Here is an 18,765-nt window from a genome sequence, read left to right as displayed (position 1 = left end):
CCTTGTTCCCACGAACTGGTAAATCGAATGCCGCGCCACTCACGTCTCACGACCCACAGCGACTGGATCCTCGACCAGATCTCACCCCCTCGGACAGCGCTTCCGGACCGTTCCCAAACGTTCATAGCCGCACAGAGGGTTCGACAGGCCTCGGATTTGTAACGCTGTAACTCGTTCTTCTATATGATGCGTCGAACGAACGGAAGCGGACAGCGGCCATCTACTGTCGTGTTGTACGGTGGAAAAGGCGGCGTCGGAAAGACCACCTGTGCGACGGCACATGCACTCGCCCTCTCGGCCAGAGAGTCCGATTCGAAGACGCTCGTCGTCTCGACGGACCCGGCACACTCCCTCGGCGATGCGTTCGAACAGGACCTCGGCGGTGAACCGACGGCGGTGACCGACTCGCTGTTCGCCGCCGAGGTCGACCCACAGACCGGACAGGAAGCGTATCAGTCAGTCGTCCGGGCGCTCGCCGACGAGTTCCGAGACGCAGGATTGCGATTGGGAGAAGACGACCTCGAACGCCTCTTCGAGGCCGGACTGATCCCGGGTGGCGACGAAGTGGCCGCCCTGGAGTACATGGCTCGCTACACCTCGGCAGGGTACGACACCGTCGTCTTCGACACTGCGCCGACCGGTCACACCCTTCGGCTATTCGATCTTCCAGAGGTGCTCGACGAGACGCTCGGCGTGGCTGGCGAGGTCCAGCGCCGCGTCCGGCAGACGGCCAGAACAGCACGGAGCATGGTGATGGGCCCTGCCGCGTACTGGGGCAGTCGCGACGAGGACGACGAAATCGCGTCGCTTCGCGAGCGCGTCAGCGAGGTGGGCGACCTGCTTCGCGACCCGGCCCACACTCGCTTTCGAGTCGTGCTCACACCCGAGCAGATGGCGATCAGCGAAACCGAGCGCCTCGTGTCACAACTCGAAGACGCCTCCGTCCCAGTCGACTCCCTCGTGGTGAACCGCGTGTTCGAGAACGACGAAGAATGCCCGTGCGACCGGTGCCAGCGCGACGCCAGGCGACACAGGAATCGCCTCCAGGAGATCGAGGATCGGTTCGAGTTCCCGGTCGGGGTCGTTCCGCAACTGGAGGGTGAGGCCCAGGGCCTGGAGACACTCTCCGACCTCGGACAGTATCTGCTCCCGGACAGTCATGACCGACAGCACACGAATACCCCGTAGTTGCTGACAGCATGCGTCAGTAGACGGTTTCCCGTTCGGCACGTCCGACCCCTGCCCAACTGAACTGTTACTCCTGGTCGAGTATGCATCGGGAGACGCGGCGAGAACGAGAGGTTGCCAGAAGCCCCCGCGTACAGCGCTCTGATACCTCGTCGACGACTGAATCAGGGTCCGGATCTGACGACACGTCCCGGATCGTATGTCGGGTATCCCCCGCCTTTGGGCCCTAAACGAACGGAATCTCGGGGAGGTAGACTCGGATATGGCTCGGCATCTCCTGTGCGACGACCGCGAAAAGTGTGGGTCGGCGTCGACCCGCGAAACTGCACAGTCGGGATTCAGTGATCGGATGGGGAGAATAGACGCTTAGAGCGCGTCGAGGATGTTCAGATAGCCGCTCCCGTAGAACGCTTTATCGTAGTCGTTGGGCACATCTGCTGCTCGCTTGAGTGCGCTTTCGACCTGATTGGCGTTGTAGTTCGGGTTCGCGCTCTTGACGAGCGCGGCCGCGCCGGCGACGTTCGGTGCCGCCATCGAGGTGCCGGCCTTCCAGCCGTAGCCCGGATCCTGTGGGATGAGGAGGTCATTGTCCTCGAACGAGACGCCAGTGTAGGTTATGTTGACCGGGTCGTCGCGACCGATACCGCCGCCGCTGAAGACGCCGACGCCATTGACCTCTGCCTCACCCACGACGTCGCTCTCGCTGGCACTCGGCGAGGATGGGTCGATCTCTGGGTCCTCGAAAATCTCGACGACGTTGCTCGCCTCGAAGACGCCGCCGGGACCGTCGCCGAACGTGTCGCTCGCTGTCCAGGCGACCGACGAACCCGAGGACTCGGACACTTGCCAGTCGATCACCACGTAATCCGTCGGGTCGCCGTCGTCGCTCTCCGCTGGAACGGTCACGTAGATCGAAATCCAGTCCGGTGCGGGCCGCTCGTGGTCAACCCCCGTCTCGTAATCGACAGTCACGGTTTCGTCCCCCTCGAAGGTGTCTTTGCTTGCCGCGAACTCCGCACCGCCGAACCCGACAGAAGCGTACCACGGTACGTCGTCGGTCGTGTAGGGCGGCGTCCCCTGAACGGTGACGTTCCCTCCGTCCTCGCCGGTTCGCTCGGCGGTTACATCGCCAGGATAATCCTCTGCCTTCGGCCCAAACGTCCCTGACACGAGATTACCAGTGGGGGCGAACACTGTATTGAACACGAGGTCATAGAACCACGGAACACCCGTCCCGATAGCGCTCAAATCGGCGTCCCCGCCTGGTGCCCCAAGCACGATATCGTTGGTCCCATAGTTCGTATAAAACGCCGGACTCTCTGGGGGTGCCTCCCTGTCGCCGGCGTCCCAGCCGTATCCGATCGGACCTGTCGCAGCGACCGAGAGGCCCTGTGCTCCTTCGTTCGGGAGGCTGATGAAGTTCTTGTCCTTTCGCAGGTCTGCGCCGGCGTTACCGGCAGACAACACGAGTAACGTCCCTTCTTTGTTTGCATAAGTCATCACGCTGTTGAGGACCTTCCCGTAGAAACTACCCAGTCCCTGTCTCGGGATCGGGTACGCGCCCAGCGAGAGGTTCGCGGCGTCGGCGTCGACGTTTACGCTATACACCACAGCAGCGAGGATGTTCGCGAAAGATGCGCCCTCCCCCGAGAACACCCGACAGTCCACGAGGTCGGTCTTCGGCGCTGTCCCGTTGACGCCGGTTCCCTCAGCGTTGTCGGCCGCGACGATACCGGCGACGTGCGTTCCGTGGTCGTCGCCGCCGACTGGGTTGTGATCGCCACCGTCGTCGGTGAAGTTCCTCGAAAGATCGACGTTTAGTGGCCCAGCGAGATCAGGGTGCGTCTCCAGCACCCCGGAATCGATGACCGCGACGCGTGTTCCTTCACCCTCTGTCGTCTCGTGGGCCTCCGGAACGTTCAGATCGGCCTTGTCCCATTGGAGGAAATCGCCTGGCTGACCCTCGTAGTCCGAGGCGTCGAACGTCGGCACGTCCTCGTTCACGTCCGGTTCGTTCAGTTCGATCTCGATGTCGGGCGCATAGTCTTTGACAGCCCGTTTTACCTCCTGTTCGGATCCGCGGACGACCGCGAAATTCACTCCCGGCATCTCGTGGACGACGTCTAACCCCCGTAGTCCACGCTTGCCGCGTGTCTTGACGATGAATCGATCAGTCCGTGTCGCCGCTGTGACTTCTGTTCCTACCGCGATACCACCCAGCAGTGCGCCACCTACCTTGAGGAAGGTTCGTCTGTTGTGTCGTGGCATGTAACACGATGTCAATTATTGGTGTATAAGTTTATGCTGATTATTAGAGGTAGGCGTCTTTTACTGGGTGGTTATTAGAGTTTCATCTGAATGGGTCCGAGCGATGACCCACGCTCTCGACGGCTAGATCGGGGAGTTCAGCGTGCCGAAGTACACCTGCCACGCGAGGGCGGACTTGGCCACCAGGCTCAGCAGGATGTACGCCCTCTCGCCGAAGAGGTAGTTCTTCCAGCGTGAGACCTCCAGATACTGCAGGGCCTGATTCAGCGCAAAGAGGTTGAAAAAGACGAAAATCGAGACGTAGATGTAGATGACGAACTCGGGGAACTCGCCGTCGCTGGCCACTACTGTGCCGATGAACGTAATCGCGATGACGATCCAGGGCACGATACCGGCGATGACACCCACCCAGTAGGGCGTCCAGTCAGTTTCGTCGGTCGACTGGTTGCGTTGCTCCATCAGGAGTCCGCAGAGATTCATCACCGCAACGAGTCCGAACAGCGCCACGAGCGTGCCGACGTCCCAGACCCCGGCCAGCATGCCGATCACGACGATCATCAGCGAGGCGCTCATGGAGTACTCGTACCAGCGGTAGGGGTTCATCCCCCTGTCGAGATACTCGATGTACTTGTCGTACCGGACAGTCGCGATGATAGTGTGCGCGAACGCGGAAATGAAGAGGAATCCAGCCACCAGCAGCGGGAGGTTGGCGTCGAAGAAGGAGACTGTCTCCGGAAAAATCGACTCGGTTGCGGGGTTGAACCCGTATCTGGTGCGCGTGACTGGCCACAGGACGCCTTCGGCCAGGAGGACCATCGCCAGTCCTTGCAGGAAATGCAGGACAGCCATGACGGCGTTCCATAGCCGGAGTCGGGTGTCCCGAGCAGACGTCTGTTGTTCGGTATCGGTAGCCGTCGCACTTTTCGTAGACATTGGTATACTTGAACCAATCACTACTCGCAAATACATCTGTGGGAAATGTGACACCCTCTCCGGATCCCGGATAGCGAGCGTTTCTCCGGAGTTCGATGATGTCTGTCGGTACCGCCAGTTCTCGGAGTTGATGTGATCCTCGACCGTTTCGACGAGTTCGTTCGTGTGGTTGTGGTCTCGTTCGGAGACAATCAGGTGAGAGAGTCGAAACGACAAACTGCAACTTTGGAACGTCGAGTGCGACCGCCCTCTCTCAGCGAGTAGCAGACGCAATTCTCCGACGTTTATTCACGTCTCTCCGCAACTGTATGGATCGAAAGTCGGCCTCGGCACTCATAGGGCTCGTCGTCGCCGGATGCCGAGTCCGCCTCGGAGCGAGTGCGTCGTCATCGGCCGTCCAGGCGTACGCGGTCGCGGGTCAAAAACCGTCCGCACTCCCGATGTGCGGTGTGAGATAACATGTTACAGAAGCGGCGAGAAGGTTATAATGGTTAGAAACGTATCTGCGATACTGTGTTTCTCGGTCACGCGTTGCTGGCGTTCGCCCTCGCCGCGCTGATCGCGGACTGGCGAGGCTGGCCGGCGCGGCGCGCGCTGACGCTGGGGCTGGTCGCCGGTGCGTTCGCCGCCGTCCCGGACATCGACGTCGCGTACGCCGCAGTCGCGCTCGACGCCGGGTCGCTGACGGCCGAGTCAGTGGTCGAACCAAGCACGTTCTGGGACGCCACGCGGAACGTCCACCGGACGATAACCCACTCGCTAGTCGTCGCCCTCCTTGCGGGACCCGCGTTCGGGCTCTGGGCGGGCACGAAGACTGCGACCCCGCAGACCCGGGCTGTGGGTCGCGGTCTCGCTGTCGTCATCCTCACCGCGCTGATCGTCGTCGCCTACGCGGTGAGTGGCCTGCTGGGCGGGGTCGTGATGGGGCTGTTCGCAGTCGCCGGCGTTGGCGTCGCGACGCTGAGCCGCTGGAAGACTGAGTTCCCGGCTCGAACAGTTGCTCTGGCCGCCACGGCGGGACTGCTGTCCCATCCGTGGGGCGACCTGCTGACTGGGGACCCACCGGGACTGTTCTATCCGTTCGGCGTCGCCGTCTTCGATAGCCGGGTGTTGCTTCACGCCGATCCGACGATCCACCTGCTGGGCGCGTTTGCGGTCGAACTGTCCGTGATCTGGCTCGCGGCGCTGACGACTGCCCGGATCGGCGGCCTGTCGTGGTGGAACTTCGTCGACCGCCGTGCATCCGTCGGCGTCGCCTACGGGGTCGCCGCCCTCGCGATGGCGCCGCCGACGCTCGACGTGTCCTATCACTTCGTGTTCTCGATCCTCTCGGTAGGGCTCGTCTGCGGGGGGCTCTCGGTGCGACCCAGCCCGATTCCGACAGCGACCGAGCTTCGACGACGGTTCTCGCGGTGGTCGCCGCCACTCACCCAGCGCCCGAGCGCGACCACCGACGACGAACTGCTGCCCGACTGGCTTGGCGTCGCGTTTACCGCGCTCGCGGGGATCACTGCGGCACTCCTGAGCTACGCGATAGTGTACGTCCTCGCCGCGGCGGTCTGACGTTATCGCTCGACTGTCGGCCGCGGGTCACACATCAATATATGTGTGAACCTCTTAGAACCGGTATGTCGCTGTCCGGACTCGACGAGTTGCTCGCCGGCGGCCGTCGAAACGCGGTCGTTTCGTGGCTGTTGATCGCTCTGCTGGGAGCCGCCAGCGTCGGTATCGTCGTCGTCACTGGCGTGCTCTGGTCGCTCTTTGCCTTCGTGCTCCTCGTCCTCGCGGTGATCCCGCCGCTCGCCTATCGCTCGCCGTACGTCATGTTGCCGTGGGAAGTCCTGCTAATGGCCGCCTTGCCGGTGGTCGGTCTGGCGCTCGGATCAGAACGGCTCTCCAGTCAGTTCGCCGCGTACTTCGCGGTCGCCGCCATCGCCCTGGTGATCGCCGTCGAACTGGAGTCCTTTACGGCCGTTCGGCTCTCACCGGGCTTTGCGATCGTGCTCGTCGTCGTGGCGACGCTGGCCGCCGCCGCGCTCTGGGGGCTGGTCCAGTGGGGCTTTGACGTCTACCTCGGCACTAACTACATCTCGACCAACGAGGAACTGATGTACGAGTGGATCTACTCCGCGCTGGCTGGGCTGTTCGCGGGCGGCGTGTTCACGCTATACTTCCGCCGGTACACGTCGATGGAGCCCCGACTCGTCGCCGAAAGCAAGCGCGTCGACGACGCCGGGGACCCCGGTTCGGGGACCACTCCTGAGGGACGGGGTGAGACTCGTGAGTAATAGCATCTCGCGGCTGTTCGGCTCGGAGCACCGACAGCGCCAACTCTCTCGACTGATGGAGGTCAGCCTCGTCGGATTGCTGTTTATCGGCATCGAACGGGGGAGTATCGGGATCATCGTCAACACGGGCGTCGCGCTGGCGGTCACCCGGATCCCGGGGCTTCTGGAGCGGGATTACGGCCTCCCGATGGATCCCCGGATCACGCTCTGGATCACGACCGCCGCCTTCCTCCACGCACTGGGGACTGTCGGCATCCCCGGCGCTGGCTGGAACTTCTACTCGGGGACGGAGTGGTGGGATCACATGACGCACGCGCTCTCGGCGTCAGTCGTGGCGGCGGCGGGCTACGCCACGGTGCGCGCCATCGACGAGCACTCCGACGCGGTCTACCTGCCGCCGAAGTTCATCGCGGTGATCATCTTGCTGTTCGTGCTCGCGTTCGGCGTCGTCTGGGAACTCCTCGAGTTCGCTATCGGAGTTAGCGCTGGAGCGCTGGGTATGCCGTCGGTACTCACGCAGTACGGCGTCTACGACACGCTCTGGGACATCGTCTACAACACGATCGGCGGCCTCCTCGTGGCGTTGTGGGGCGGGGTGTATCTGACGGATCTGTCGACGGCGCTCAGCCAGCGGTTCGCTGAACGCCGATCCTGAATCGGGCCGGCGTGTAGATTGCGCCGTCGCCGCTCAGTTCTCGGCGAGCGTTCCGGTGACCGCGAAGACGCCGACGGTGTCGACTGTGACGGTCCCGCCGTCGCTCCCGCCGTCGTCGACTGCGAGGTTCTCCGGTTCGACGCCCTCGGGCAGTCCGATCGTCACTGGCTCGGACTCGAAGTTGACGACGACGAGTACCGTTTCCGGCCCCGACACGTCGTCTCGCTCGCTTGCGTCGCGGGTGAACAGGACAGCATCTATCTCGTCGTCGGTCGGCTTCGACGATAGCTCGGCGTCCGGGTGCAGGACGTCGAGGTCGTGATACAGATCGATCATCCCCCTGTAGAACTCGAGATGATCCTCGTCGTACTCCTCCCAGTTCATGAACGCACGCTGGCGGCCGCCCGGCCGGACGTCCTCTTCGGGTCTGACGTTCCCCTCGTCGTCGCGCCCGCGGCGGTCGTCGGGGTCGGAGACCCGTCCCTCGCCGTAGCGGCTGATCTGGCGCTCCTGCCCGTAGTAGACCATCGGAACGCCCGGCAGGGCGATGCAGGCAGCGAAGGCAGCACGCTGTCCCTTCGCGGCGTCGTCCCACTCAGCCTCGGTGACGCTGTCGCGGTCCGGATTCGCAAGGTCGACCGCAGTGCGGTTCAGAAGACGTTGCTCGTCGTGGTTCTCGACGGCGTTGAGCACTCGCGAGTGATCGGGGACGCCGTGGTCCTGGCGCGCCAAGACGTCCTCGACGAGTTGTTCGGGATTGCTGGGATCGGCGGCGAAGTCGTAGAGATGCTCGACGCGCTCTTGGCCCTCGGTGAGGCCATCACCCTCTTCAAGCACGTTCTGGGCGGTGAAGGTGAACCCGTAGGAGTCGTAGTGCATGTCGAACTCGTTCTCCGAAAACGCGGGATCGGTCGGGAGCGTCTCGTCGAGCAGCAGGAACTCGCTGTTGTTCTCCCGAACCAGTTCGCGGACATCCTTCCAGAAACTGTGGGGAACGCCGTAGGCGACGTCACAGCGGAAGCCGTCGACGCCGACCTCGCGGGACCAGAAGTCCGCGACGCTGAGGATGTACTCGCGCATCGCGAGGTTCTCGTAGTTGATGTTGGGCATCCACTGGAGATCCGCAAAGCCGGTCGCACGCGGTGCGGCCTCGATCTGGGAGCCGTCTTTGGCGTAGCGGGGGGAGTTGACGCGGTCCCACCAGTCGAAGTATGTGGACTCCTCGTTCCAGGCCTTGACGGTAGCGCTGTTGCCCGCCTCGACCGACTGATCGCCCTCGGCGATGGTGTCGACGAACTGGTCGATCCACCGTCCGGCGTGGTTGATCACGAGGTCGAATAACACCTTGATACCGCGCTCGTTACACGCCTCGACGAAATCGGCGTAAGCGGCGACCGGGTCGTCGTAGCTCTCGGGGACGAGGTCCTCGGCGATCCCCAGATAATCGAGGGTGCCGTAGCCGTGGGGGCCGCCCGGTGGCAGGTCCATCTGCGCGCTCGTCGCCGGGACGACCGGCGTCACCCAGAGGACGTCGACGCCCAGTTCGTCGAGATACTCGACGCCGCGTGCGCCGGTCTCCTCGTCGCCGCCGATCAGCGTCTGGAAGGTCGTCTTGCCGCGTTCGCCCGCCCACGAGCGCGGGAAGATCTGATACATGACGGCGTCGTCGATCCACTCGGGCGAGCGGTTCGGCAGGAAGACCTCGCCTGCGGGATCGAGTTCGACCGAGTCCTGTACGCTGGTCTCGTACCCGTCGTAGGCGGCGGCGTGAACGCGTGCCGTCTCGCCGTCGAGCGCTGCGACCGGTACGGTGGCCGACCGGCCGTCATCCGCGACCTCGACGTCGGCCGTCGCGAGTGCGTCCCGGTCGTCCGCGAGGAACTCGACGCGCAGATCTCCGGGAGCGGCGTCGCTCGACGGCGCGAGGTTCGCGTTCGATTCGATTCGGAAGCGCTCGCCCGTCTCGTCGTACTCGCCGTCGAGTTCGATGCGAGGACGAGGGGCACCCGTCCCCTCGGGGAACGCGTACAGCGTCAGTTCGTGCTGGCCATCCGGCGCGTCGAGTCCGAGTACGTACTCGCCCGGCACATCGGCCACGAACTCGGCGGCGTTGTCCGCCCCGGCATCGTACCGGATAATCTCCGTCTTCGAGGTCGCAAAGGAGAGGACCTCCCCATCGCTCTCCTCGGGCGTCGAGACGACCGACCACTCGAAATCGTCGTCGTCGTAGTTCTCGGGGTCGACAGACAGATCCGGAAGGCGCGGCGCGAGATTGTCACGCCCTCCCTGGTCGATCTCCACGTCGACACCGAGTGCGGTGTCGTCGGCGTCGATGACGAACACCGAATCGTGGATCGGCTCACCGACGCGGACGAACCGCGTGTGGCCGGGATGATACGACTCGACCGGTGTCTCTGGATCAAATGAGGATGACATTATTCATCGTTTTTTCGCCCTGGCTCAATACGTCTTCGGTCTCACTCCTCCTCGCGCTCCCGAAGGTTCTGGCGAGTAAACTGTGGGCTTGCCCGGATACCGCGGCGCTTGGTGAACGAGCGGTACAGCAGAAAGCCAACCAACAGCGTGGGGACGACGACGATAGCCGCGGACTCTGCGGTCGCAAAGGCGTACAAAAGCGCCGTCGAGAGGGTCCCCGTCGCCACGAGGATTCCCAGCACGAGTCGTTTCGCGAGGCGGTCCAGAAGGTCGTCCGAGTCCTCGATATCCGCTCGCAGATGGAAGTTTTCGCGCTCGATCCGGTCGAGTGCGCTCTCGACTTTCGGCGGGACTCTGAACAACGACTCGGCGGTGTCCTGTAGTTCCTCACCGGCGTCGGAGAGGTATCGGCGTGCCGTCTCCTCGCGATACCCCTCCTCGGAGAGATAATCGGTCGCGATCGTGATGAAGTCGAAATCCGGGTCGAGCGTCACGCAGACCCCTTCGACGACGGTCGCGACGCGCAGGACGAGTGCGAGGTTCTTGGGTAGCCGGAACGGGAACTCGTAGATCGAGTCCTCGATCTGGCCGACGATCTCCTGGACGCGATAGGTCTCGATGTCCTCCCCGCGGGCGTCGGCGATAGCCAGTTCCAGCGCGTCGGCCATCACTGCCCGGTCGGCGTCCGGCGAGAGCGTTCCCAGTTCGACGAGCACGTCCAGAATACCGTCGATATCCTGGTTTGCGACGGCGATGTAGAAGTCGACGACTTTCTCCTGGACGAACGGATCGACCTGCCCGCTCATACCGAAGTCGTAGAAGACGATGGTCCCGTCCTCCTGCACGGCGAGGTTGCCGGGGTGGGGGTCGGCGTGGAAGACGCCATCGTCGATGATCATCTTGAGGTATGCCCGCTGGAGGGTCGTCGCTAGCTCGGTCCGGTCGATTCCCGCGTCGTCCAGCGCCTCGATATCGTTGATCTTCGTCCCCGGGACGTACTCCATCGTCAGTACCTTCGGCCCGGACCGGGAGTCGATCACGGCGGGGATCCGGATCGTCTCGTCGTCGGCAAAGTTCTGCTTGATATCTTTCAGCATCGCCGCCTCGCGCTGGTAGTTCATCTCCTCGCGGATCGTCTTCGCGAACTCGTCGGAGAGGTTCCGGAGCGAGAACGACCGCGCCTCGCCGATGAAGAACATGAGGATCGGAAGCGACCAGTTGATGACTCGCAGGTCCGCCTCGACGAGCCCTTTCACGTTGGGGCGTCGGATCTTCACGGCGACTTCCTGCCCGTCAACCCGGGCGCGGTGGACCTGACCGAGACTCGCGCCGCTGATCGACTCGGTGTCGAACCCGTCGAAGTACTCGTCGACCGGGCCGAGTTCGTCCTCGATGACGGTCCTCGCGTCCTCCCAGTCGGCCGGGGGAACCTCGTCCTGTAGCTGTGAGAGCACCTGAATGTACTCCGGGGGCAGGATGTCGGGCCGTGTCGACAGTAGCTGTCCGAGTTTGATGAACGTCGGTCCAAGCGTCAACAGCGTGTCCAGCAGATGCTCGGCGCGCTGGCGGCGCGTGCTGCTGTCGACCGACCGCCCTCGCCCGAACACCAGGAAGCGGTTCCGGTCGCGGGCGTACGCGAACAGGAGGGGAAAGAACTGTCTCGCTACTATGAAAAAGCGCCAGTAGGCGCGGAGGTTGACCAGGCTCACCACCCCCGTCTACTCGTCATGCACTTCGATCGTCGTTTCGACCTCTCCGGTCTCTTTGGGGAGGGTGAGTTCGAGCACGCCACGGTCTATCGTCGCCGTGGCATCTTGGCCGGTCGCGTCCGGCGGCAGGGGTACCTCGGCGTCGAGAAACAGCGAGCGGTCCTCGCGGAGATACTCGAAATCGGTCGGCAGGGCCTTCTCTCTGCGGGCCTCGATGATCAGGCGACCGCCGTCGACTCGCACGTCGAGGGTCTCGCCGGTCACGCCTGGCAGATCGATCACGAGCAGATACTCCTCCTCGCTCTCCAGTAGATCGGCGAACACGGCATCGGGCAGATCGCGCAGGGCATCGCGCAGCGCTGACATAACTCTCTCTTAGTAACGGGAAGCGAAAAAGGCCGTGGTCCCGGTATCTCCGCCCGGAGCAGTTGTGCCGGGCGACCGGGCCGACCGATCTCCTGGCAGGTTCGTTACCAGCCTGGCACTCGGTTTTTTGCCGTCGCGACACCACACTGGTGTATGAGCGATTCCGAGCCCGATCGGAAACGGTCGGGGTTCAAACACCGGACGCCGGTCGACGAGGCCAGAGAACGACTGCGCGAAGCAACGAGCCAGACGGTCGGCTCGACGGAACTTCCACTGACCCAGGCTGACGGCAAGTTCCTCGCAGAGCCAGTAACCGCACGGCGAAACGTCCCGCACTATCGTCGGGCGGCGATGGATGGCTACGCCGTGCGCGCGGCGGACACCTTCGGCGCGAGCAGCCGATCACCGGAACTCCTGCGGACCGCGGACCGGGACGCCGACCCCGCACCGGGCGAGGCCGTTCGCGTCCACACGGGGAGCGAAGTGCCGGAGAGCTGTGATGCCGTCGTGATGATCGAGGACGTCGACGAGGTCGCCGGCGAGATAGAGGTGTTCGACGCCGTAGCCGAGAGCGAGAACGTCGCACCGGTCGGCGAGGACGTCGAAGCGGGCCAGGCGCTGTACGAACCGGGCCACCGACTTCGCCCCTCGGATCTGGGGCTGCTGAAGTCGCTAGCCGTCGACGAGGTCGCCGTCTACGACGAGCCGACGGTCGGCGTGATCCCGACCGGCGAGGAGCTAGTCCAGCACGACCCCCAGCCCGGCGAAGTAATCGAGACGAACGGCCTGACGGTCTCACGGCTGGTCTCGCGCTGGAGCGGCCGCACGGAGTACCGGAACGTCGTCACCGACGATTTCGAGAGCCTGCGGGCGGCGGTCCAGCGCGACCTGACCAAGGACATCGTCGTGACGACCGGTGGCTCGTCGGTCGGCGAGCGCGACCTGATCCCCGAGGTCGTCGACGAACTGGGCGAGGTGCTGGTCCACGGTGTCGGCCTCAAGCCCGGCCACCCCGTTGCGCTCGGCGTCGTCGAGGAGACGCCGGTGCTCATGCTCCCGGGCTATCCGGTGGCGTGTATCGTCAACGCCGTCCAGTTCCTGCGACCGGCGATGCACTGGGTCCGTGGCACGTCGCCCCCTGCCCATCCGACCCGACAGGCTCGACTGGATCGGAAGATAGCGAGCGAACCCGGAACCAGAACGTTCGCCCGGGTCCGGACCGGGCAGGAGGGCGAGGAACTGGTCGCGGAGCCGACACGGGCGAAAGGCTCGGGGGTCCTCTCCAGCGTCGCGCTCGCTGACGGCTGGGTCGTGGTGCCCGAACCCCGTGAGGGGATTCCAGAGGGTGAGACGGTCGCTGTCCAGCACTGGGAGTGGTCGCCGTGAGCGAGCGCCGCCAGTTCCGCGAACTGACCGATCCCGACGTCGCACACGAGGTCGTCGACGGTCTAGAGCTATCGCCCGACACCGAGCACGTCCCGCTGGCCGACGCCGGCGGTCGTGTGCTCGCCGAGCGCGTCGATGCGGCGCTCGACGTGCCGGGGTTCGACCGTGCCAATCTGGACGGCTACGCGCTGCGCGCTCGGGACACGTTCGGTGCGGACGAGGCCGACCCCGCCAGACTCTCCGTCGTCGGTACCGTCCACGCGGGCGCGGACCCCACAGTCGAAGTGGACGATGGCGAAGCGGTCGAAATCTCTACCGGCGCGGTGATGCCGCCGGGCGCGGACGCGATGGTCCCGGTCGAGCGGACCGACGACGAGGGCCAGGGCGACGACCGTGACGTGCTGGTCCGTACCTCGGTCGCGCCGGGCGACAACGTCATGCTCGCCGGTGCGGACGTCGCCGCTGGCGAGCGGGCGCTCGGCCCCGGAATGCGACTCACCGCCCGTGAGATCGGCCTGCTCTCGGCGCTCGGCGTCGACGAAGTGCCGGTCCGCGGACAGCCGACGGTCGGCATCGTCTCGACGGGGGACGAACTCGTCCGGCCGGGCGAGACGCTGAACAGCGATGCCGGACAGATCTACGACGTCAACAGCTACACTATCGCGACGGCTGTCGAGGAGGCCGGCGGCGAACCGGTGCTGTACCCCCACGCCGGCGACGACTACGACGAGATGGAGCGCATCCTCGTCGAGGCCAGCGAGGAGTGTGACATCGTACTTTCGTCGGGGTCGACCAGCGCCAGTGCGGTCGACGTCATCTACCAGGTGATCGAGGACCGCGGCGAACTGCTGCTCCACGGCGTCGGCATCAAGCCCGGCAAGCCGATGCTGGTCGGCGAACTCGCCGGCGGCGCGTACGTCGGCCTGCCCGGCTACCCCGTCTCCGCGATGATGACGTTCCGGGTCTTCGTGGCCCCGCTGATCAGAGACGCCGCCGGGCTACCGGAGCCTGCGTCCGCGACGGTCGACGGCGAGATGGCGACAGAAGCCCGCCACGATCAGGGTCGACGCCGGCTCATGCCGGTCGGACTGGTCGAGAGCGGTACGGGCGACCGACTCGTCTATCCGGTCGACAAGGGCAGCGGCGCAACGACGAGTCTGGCCGACGCCGATGGACTCGTTACGGTCGACGCCGAAACGGACTACCTCGCGGCGGGCGAGCCAGTCACTGTCAAACTGTTCTCGCCGGACGTCCGACCGCCCACCGTCTTCGGCGTCGGCGAGGACGACCCGGCCGTCTCCCGGCTACTGGACCGGCTCTCGAACCCCCGCTATCTGTCGGTCGGGACGCGTCAGGGACTCCGCCGGCTTCGCGATGGCGTCCCCGACGTAGCCGTCACGAGCGGGTCGGCGGCTCCGGACGTCGAGGCCGACGAGCTGGCCACCTGGCAACGCGAGTGGGGGCTGGTCGTTCCGGCCGGCAATCCGGACCGTATCGAGGGGCTGGGCGACCTCGTCGACCGCGATCTGCGCCTGATCAACCGGACGACCGATTCGGGCCTGCGGACGACGCTCTCGGAAGCTATCGCGGATCTGGCGGACGACCGGGGGACGACCCGGCACGAACTGGTCGAGGCCATCGACGGCTTCGACCTGGCCGTCCGTGCGCACGAGAGCCCCGCTCGAAAAGTGAAACACGGCCGTGCTGACGCCGGTCTCGGGCTTCGGGCGACCGCGTCACGGCTCGACCTCGGCTTCGTCCCGCTCGGCGTCGAGACGGTGCGCGTGCTGGCGCTCCCGGATCGACTTGGGAAACACGGACTGCAGGAACTCGCTGCTGCGCTGGCGGATATCGACTCGGTGCTCGCCGACCTCGACGGCTATCAGCGCCCCTAAATCCGGCGGCACGTTAGCCGTCGGTTGGGGCGATCCGGCGGTCAGGCCCTCGGCACGGTTTCATGCGAGTTCGTCGAACGAGCGGATGTGGCGGTCGCCCCAGACGACGAAGCCGCGTTCGTGGGGATCGTAGCGCTGGACGTGGATGCCGTCGATACCGGCGTTTCTGGCTGCACCGATATCCTCGGCACTGTCGCCGACGAGCGCGCCGGCGTGGCCGTTCTGGCCGACGTCGAGGTTGCCCATCGCCTCTTCGACGGGCGCGGGGTCGGGCTTCCACCCCACGTCGTCGGTGCAGCAGATGACGGTGTCGAACCAGTCGGCGATGTCGTGGTACTCCAGGACAGGACCGGTCAGATAGTTCTGACAGTGGGTCACCAGCCCGGTCGGCCGGTCGAGTTCGCCGACGAAGGTGGCGTCCTCGTACAGGAACGTCGACTCGGAGCGGGTGATCGGGTCCTCGACCTCGTGAAACGTCGCCCAGAACCGCTGTGGATCGATCCCTAGCTGGTCGAGCAGTTGGTCACGCTGCCCGCCGTAGCCGTGCCAGAGCAGTTCGGCCTGGCGTGTCGTGAACTCCCGGCCGAGTCGCCGCCCCACCTCGTCCATCACCTCGTAGACGTAGGCGGGTTCGACGTCGACGAGCGTCCCGTCGAGGTCGAGCAGCCAGAAGTCGTAATCGGGAACCATCGGGAAGATTAGGTATGCGATAGAACGGAATAAGTATTCCCCTCATTCGGAGCCTCAGGGGCTCTCTAGGCAACAGTATACGGTCCCTTCGATGCCGGACTGGGCGACGGTGGGCGACACGACCATCCGCCGTGGTTTCCGGCGCGATAGGCTCCGAACCGTGGCGTTACTCGACCTCCAGCGAACTCGAAAAGTACTTCGAGAGCACTTCGGTGACGCTGTCGGCGTTGAACGGGTCGAGGTCCGCGGCGATCTCCTCTTTCAGCGCGTCTAGATACGCCTCGTCCGTCTCGAACGCCCGGTACTCGACGGATTCGACGTCGACGTGGAGTTCCTCGGTGGTCAGTTGGCGCATATGTGCCTCGTCGCCGACCTCGCCGCGCCAGAGGTTGTTACGGAAAAACAGCCAGCCTTCGTCGCCCGGCGAGGCCGCCGAGCGGTAGAGTTTCGTCTCGAACGTCTCCGGGTCGAGGCGTAGTTCCGGGTCGTCGACTGGCACCCGGAACTCGACGGCGAAGACGTAGCGAGCGTTCATCTTCAGTCGTGTTCGGACTCGATCAGGTCGGCCATATGGATGTCCTGATCCGTGATTCCACCCTCCTCGTGGCTGGTAAAGCGGATCTCGACTTCCTTGTAGCGGATCTCGATCGTCGGGTGGTGGAACTCCGCCTCGGCGATTTCGCCGACCATCTGTGCGAAGGTGACCCCACGAAGGTACTCGTCGAACTCGTAGACGCGAACTATCTCGTCGCCCTCACGCTCCCAGCCATCGGGAAGTTGCTCGCTGATCTCCTCGTCGGATAGCAAATCTGCCATACGACGTTCGTCGGTCTGCAAGAAAATAAAAGGTCACCCCGTCAGTCATCCGAAAGCGCGCTTTCGGTGATTTCTTCCGGGAACTCGTCAGGGAGTTCTTCCGGGGAGATACCCTCGGGAAGTCCGTCGACGAAATCTTCGCGGTCGATCCCTTCGGGAGGCATCGGCGGGTAGCTCTCGCCGTCGAACTCGGGGTCGAATAGCTGGAGTGCCGTGTTGATGGTCGTCCAGTCGTCCTCGCCGGCGGCCTCGCGCAGGCTCTTGGTCGGCGGCGCGAGTAGCTTGCTCACGAGCGCGTCGGCCATCGACTCGACGACCTCGCGTTCGTCCGTGGAGAGTTCGGCGTCCGCTTCGGCCTCCAGTTTCGAGACGGCAGTCGAGACCTCCTGGGATTTGACCCGATCCGCGCTCTCGTACATCGCGGCGATAACCTCGTCGGCCCGTTTCCGTTTGTACTGGTTGACCAGCCGATCGAACTCGGCATCGATTATCTCCTCGGCCTCCTCGGCCGCGGCGCGGCGCTGGCGTCGCGTCTGCTCGGTGACCGACGTGAGCGTATCGAGATCATAGACGGTGACGCGCTCGATATCCGCAACTCTCGGATCCACGTCGCGAGGCTGTGCGAGGTCGACGACGACCGTCTCCCCCTCTGTCTCGAACGGTTCGACGCCGATGACCGGGCTATCGCTCGCGGTCGTCGAGACGACGAGGTCGGCACGCTCGGCGACGGCGTCCGCACCCTGTAGCGGGACGGCGGTCGCATCGGCGTCGACCTCGCTCGCGAGATGCTCGGCATGCGGCATCGTCCTGTTGGCGACGACGATATCGTTGACGCCGCGATCCGCGAGCGCCTTGACGGCAGTCGTCCCCATCTCCCCGGCACCGATGACGAGCGCTGTCGGCGCATCGGTGTCGAGTTCGCGCATCGCGACGGTCGCGGCGGCACTGCCCAGCGAGACGATTCCTTCGTTGATCGCTGTCTCCGTCCTGACGCGCTCGCCCACGTGAATCGCCTTCGTCACGGCATCTTCGAGCATCGGGCCGATCCCGTCTTCGCCGCGGGCGTCCTCGTAGGCCGTCCGGACCTGCCCGAGGATCTGGTCCTCGCCCAGGACCAGCGATTCGAGTCCCCCTGCGACGCGCATGAGGTGTCCGAGGCTCTCCTCGTGGTCCATGTAGCGGACCGACTCGTCGTCTACGTGCGGTGCGAACGTTTCGAACGCCGCCCGGCCGACGGAGGCGTCGTCGGTGACGACGTACGCTTCCGTTCGGTTGCAGGTGTGAAGCGCGAACGCTTCAGTCACGTACGGCTTCTCGATTAGCTCTGCGACCTCTGCACGCTGGTCGGCCGCACCCGCCCGTGCCACGTCGTCGACGGTCGCGGTGCTATGCGAGACGCTAACCCCAGTTACGGCCCCTGTAGCGTTCATCATTCACCATCACCCGGGAACTCCCCGAGTTCCTCCTGGATCACGTCCTCTGCCACTTGCCGGACATTAGATGTTCGACTACGTAAAGCCTTCCAAACCGCTGGAGACTCCACGACCGTTCTGACGGCGTCCCGGCGCTCGCTCGGCGAGAGCGATACCGTCCGGAGTTCGCCGCGGAGCGTCCCTGTCAACTCGGCCATCCCGCCCGCGCCCTCGAGTTCCGTTTCGATCTGCCGGCGGAGATACCGCGATAGCGCCGGGCTTGTACCGCCGGTGGAGACGGCGACGACCACCGGATCGTCCCGCACCGTTGCCGGGACGACCACGTCGTCGACCGCCCTGTTGCCGTCGTCGGTCGCGCCGCTCCGGTCCGCTCGGTTGACTAGCGCCCCGCCTTCGCGGGCGGCCGTCTCGGCCGCCTCGTTGACCGATTCGTCGTTTGTCGCCGCGACGACCAGTGCTGGCTCCGTCCGATCGATCCACTCACGGACCGACTCGGCGTCGGGCGCTTCGCGGATCAGGTCGCTGTCGCCGAACTCCTGCTCGGCGAACGTCGGGCTAACGACGATTACGTCGGCCTCGCGGGCGAACCGGCGGGCCTTTCGCGCGCCGACGCGGCCGCCGCCGAAGACGAGCACCGTCGCACCGCTGAAGTCGTGGAGCAGTGGGATCATGGTCTTCGCTCGATAGCTCTCGCGATAGTCT

At 64.7% G+C, this 18,765-nt stretch carries 16 protein-coding genes; 6 read left to right on the top strand and 10 right to left on the bottom strand.

The features are described 5' to 3' along the window. Nucleotides 1-186: 186 nt before the first annotated feature. On the top strand, nucleotides 187-1,188 hold the full coding sequence (locus ACFQL3_RS13095) for an ArsA family ATPase (RefSeq protein ID WP_377057102.1): 1,002 nt from the start codon (nucleotides 187-189) through the stop codon (nucleotides 1,186-1,188). A 366-nt stretch (nucleotides 1,189-1,554) separates the two neighbouring features. On the opposite strand, the gene ACFQL3_RS13090 is transcribed toward ACFQL3_RS13095, so the two are convergent. Further along, entirely contained in the window at nucleotides 1,555-3,456 is a 1,902-nt protein-coding gene (locus ACFQL3_RS13090) for a S8 family peptidase (RefSeq protein WP_377054991.1), read from the bottom strand. A gap of 123 nt (nucleotides 3,457-3,579) precedes the next feature. Next, on the bottom strand, nucleotides 3,580-4,389 hold the full coding sequence (gene heR, locus ACFQL3_RS13085) for a heliorhodopsin HeR (protein WP_377054989.1): 810 nt from the start codon (nucleotides 4,387-4,389) through the stop codon (nucleotides 3,580-3,582). Nucleotides 4,390-4,902: 513 nt separating this feature from the next. Here heR and ACFQL3_RS13080 point away from each other — a divergent pair. From ACFQL3_RS13080 to ACFQL3_RS13070, 3 genes are all read left to right on the top strand, one after another. Next, nucleotides 4,903-5,952, top strand: a complete 1,050-nt coding sequence (locus tag ACFQL3_RS13080; protein ID WP_377054987.1) for a metal-dependent hydrolase — start codon at nucleotides 4,903-4,905, stop codon at nucleotides 5,950-5,952. A 65-nt stretch (nucleotides 5,953-6,017) separates the two neighbouring features. Then, the gene (locus ACFQL3_RS13075) at nucleotides 6,018-6,677 is read left to right on the top strand and encodes a hypothetical protein (RefSeq protein WP_377054985.1); all 660 of its coding nucleotides are present in this window, start codon (nucleotides 6,018-6,020) and stop codon (nucleotides 6,675-6,677) included. A 55-nt stretch (nucleotides 6,678-6,732) separates the two neighbouring features. Continuing rightward, nucleotides 6,733-7,332 carry a hypothetical protein gene (locus ACFQL3_RS13070; protein WP_377057100.1) on the top strand — a complete coding sequence of 200 codons (600 nt, stop codon included), beginning with the start codon at nucleotides 6,733-6,735 and terminating at the stop codon, nucleotides 7,330-7,332. Nucleotides 7,333-7,365: 33 nt separating this feature from the next. Here ACFQL3_RS13070 and ACFQL3_RS13065 read toward each other — a convergent pair whose 3' ends face one another. From ACFQL3_RS13065 to ACFQL3_RS13055, 3 genes are read right to left on the bottom strand one after another with little or no spacing between them, the layout of a single operon-like run. Continuing rightward, nucleotides 7,366-9,768: an alpha-amylase family glycosyl hydrolase gene (locus tag ACFQL3_RS13065; protein WP_377054983.1), complete on the bottom strand. Its 2,403-nt coding sequence runs from the start codon at nucleotides 9,766-9,768 to the stop codon at nucleotides 7,366-7,368. 41 nt (nucleotides 9,769-9,809) lie between these two features. Beyond that, nucleotides 9,810-11,480 carry an ABC1 kinase family protein gene (locus ACFQL3_RS13060; RefSeq protein ID WP_377054981.1) on the bottom strand — a complete coding sequence of 557 codons (1,671 nt, stop codon included), beginning with the start codon at nucleotides 11,478-11,480 and terminating at the stop codon, nucleotides 9,810-9,812. A gap of 6 nt (nucleotides 11,481-11,486) precedes the next feature. Further along, nucleotides 11,487-11,843 carry an Hsp20/alpha crystallin family protein gene (locus ACFQL3_RS13055; RefSeq protein ID WP_377054979.1) on the bottom strand — a complete coding sequence of 119 codons (357 nt, stop codon included), beginning with the start codon at nucleotides 11,841-11,843 and terminating at the stop codon, nucleotides 11,487-11,489. Nucleotides 11,844-11,996: 153 nt separating this feature from the next. On the opposite strand from ACFQL3_RS13055, the gene glp reads away from it, so the two are divergent. Together glp and ACFQL3_RS13045 are read left to right on the top strand one after the other, a co-directional pair. Beyond that, nucleotides 11,997-13,229, top strand: coding sequence for a gephyrin-like molybdotransferase Glp (glp, locus tag ACFQL3_RS13050; protein ID WP_377054977.1), 1,233 nt, complete (start codon nucleotides 11,997-11,999; stop codon nucleotides 13,227-13,229). Then, nucleotides 13,226-15,124 carry a molybdopterin biosynthesis protein gene (locus tag ACFQL3_RS13045; RefSeq protein ID WP_377054975.1) on the top strand — a complete coding sequence of 633 codons (1,899 nt, stop codon included), beginning with the start codon at nucleotides 13,226-13,228 and terminating at the stop codon, nucleotides 15,122-15,124. Before glp ends, ACFQL3_RS13045 begins: the two co-directional genes overlap by 4 nt. A 60-nt stretch (nucleotides 15,125-15,184) precedes the next feature. On the opposite strand, the gene ACFQL3_RS13040 is transcribed toward ACFQL3_RS13045, so the two are convergent. The 5 genes from ACFQL3_RS13040 to ACFQL3_RS13020 all read right to left on the bottom strand — a co-directional run bounded on the left by ACFQL3_RS13040 (nucleotide 15,185) and on the right by ACFQL3_RS13020 (nucleotide 18,734). After that, the gene (locus ACFQL3_RS13040) at nucleotides 15,185-15,814 is read right to left on the bottom strand and encodes an HAD family hydrolase (protein WP_377054973.1); all 630 of its coding nucleotides are present in this window, start codon (nucleotides 15,812-15,814) and stop codon (nucleotides 15,185-15,187) included. Between the two features lie 166 nt (nucleotides 15,815-15,980). Next, complete coding sequence (gene lwrS / locus ACFQL3_RS13035) at nucleotides 15,981-16,349, bottom strand: LWR-salt protein (protein WP_377054971.1); 369 nt, start codon at nucleotides 16,347-16,349, stop codon at nucleotides 15,981-15,983. A gap of 2 nt (nucleotides 16,350-16,351) precedes the next feature. Then, nucleotides 16,352-16,630, bottom strand: a complete 279-nt coding sequence (locus tag ACFQL3_RS13030; protein ID WP_377054969.1) for a 4a-hydroxytetrahydrobiopterin dehydratase — start codon at nucleotides 16,628-16,630, stop codon at nucleotides 16,352-16,354. A 41-nt stretch (nucleotides 16,631-16,671) separates the two neighbouring features. Continuing rightward, nucleotides 16,672-18,060, bottom strand: coding sequence for a glutamyl-tRNA reductase (hemA, locus tag ACFQL3_RS13025; protein ID WP_377054967.1), 1,389 nt, complete (start codon nucleotides 18,058-18,060; stop codon nucleotides 16,672-16,674). Then, nucleotides 18,060-18,734: a precorrin-2 dehydrogenase/sirohydrochlorin ferrochelatase family protein gene (locus ACFQL3_RS13020; RefSeq protein WP_377054965.1), complete on the bottom strand. Its 675-nt coding sequence runs from the start codon at nucleotides 18,732-18,734 to the stop codon at nucleotides 18,060-18,062. Before ACFQL3_RS13020 ends, hemA begins: the two co-directional genes overlap by 1 nt. Nucleotides 18,735-18,765 lie beyond the last annotated feature (31 nt).

The sequence above is a fragment of the Natronoarchaeum sp. GCM10025321 genome, assembly GCF_042663585.1.
Classification (GTDB): Archaea; Halobacteriota; Halobacteria; order Halobacteriales; family Natronoarchaeaceae; genus Natranaeroarchaeum.
This window is presented reverse-complemented; position numbering and strand designations above follow the sequence as displayed.

Excerpts from the sequence above, each read along its gene's own strand:
- ACFQL3_RS13070 (WP_377057100.1), top strand. The coding sequence starts at position 6,733 with ATGGAGGTCAGCCTCGTCGGATTGCTGTTTATCGGCATCGAACGGGGG.
- glp (WP_377054977.1), top strand. The coding sequence starts at position 11,997 with ATGAGCGATTCCGAGCCCGATCGGAAACGGTCGGGGTTCAAACACCGG.
- heR (WP_377054989.1), bottom strand. The coding sequence starts at position 4,389 with ATGTCTACGAAAAGTGCGACGGCTACCGATACCGAACAACAGACGTCT.
- ACFQL3_RS13075 (WP_377054985.1), top strand. The coding sequence starts at position 6,018 with ATGTCGCTGTCCGGACTCGACGAGTTGCTCGCCGGCGGCCGTCGAAAC.
- ACFQL3_RS13020 (WP_377054965.1), bottom strand. The coding sequence starts at position 18,734 with ATGATCCCACTGCTCCACGACTTCAGCGGTGCGACGGTGCTCGTCTTC.
- ACFQL3_RS13030 (WP_377054969.1), bottom strand. The coding sequence starts at position 16,630 with ATGGCAGATTTGCTATCCGACGAGGAGATCAGCGAGCAACTTCCCGAT.
- ACFQL3_RS13055 (WP_377054979.1), bottom strand. The coding sequence starts at position 11,843 with ATGTCAGCGCTGCGCGATGCCCTGCGCGATCTGCCCGATGCCGTGTTC.
- lwrS (WP_377054971.1), bottom strand. The coding sequence starts at position 16,349 with ATGAACGCTCGCTACGTCTTCGCCGTCGAGTTCCGGGTGCCAGTCGAC.
- ACFQL3_RS13095 (WP_377057102.1), top strand. The coding sequence starts at position 187 with ATGCGTCGAACGAACGGAAGCGGACAGCGGCCATCTACTGTCGTGTTG.
- hemA (WP_377054967.1), bottom strand. The coding sequence starts at position 18,060 with ATGAACGCTACAGGGGCCGTAACTGGGGTTAGCGTCTCGCATAGCACC.
- ACFQL3_RS13040 (WP_377054973.1), bottom strand. The coding sequence starts at position 15,814 with ATGGTTCCCGATTACGACTTCTGGCTGCTCGACCTCGACGGGACGCTC.
- ACFQL3_RS13065 (WP_377054983.1), bottom strand. The coding sequence starts at position 9,768 with ATGTCATCCTCATTTGATCCAGAGACACCGGTCGAGTCGTATCATCCC.
- ACFQL3_RS13090 (WP_377054991.1), bottom strand. The coding sequence starts at position 3,456 with ATGCCACGACACAACAGACGAACCTTCCTCAAGGTAGGTGGCGCACTG.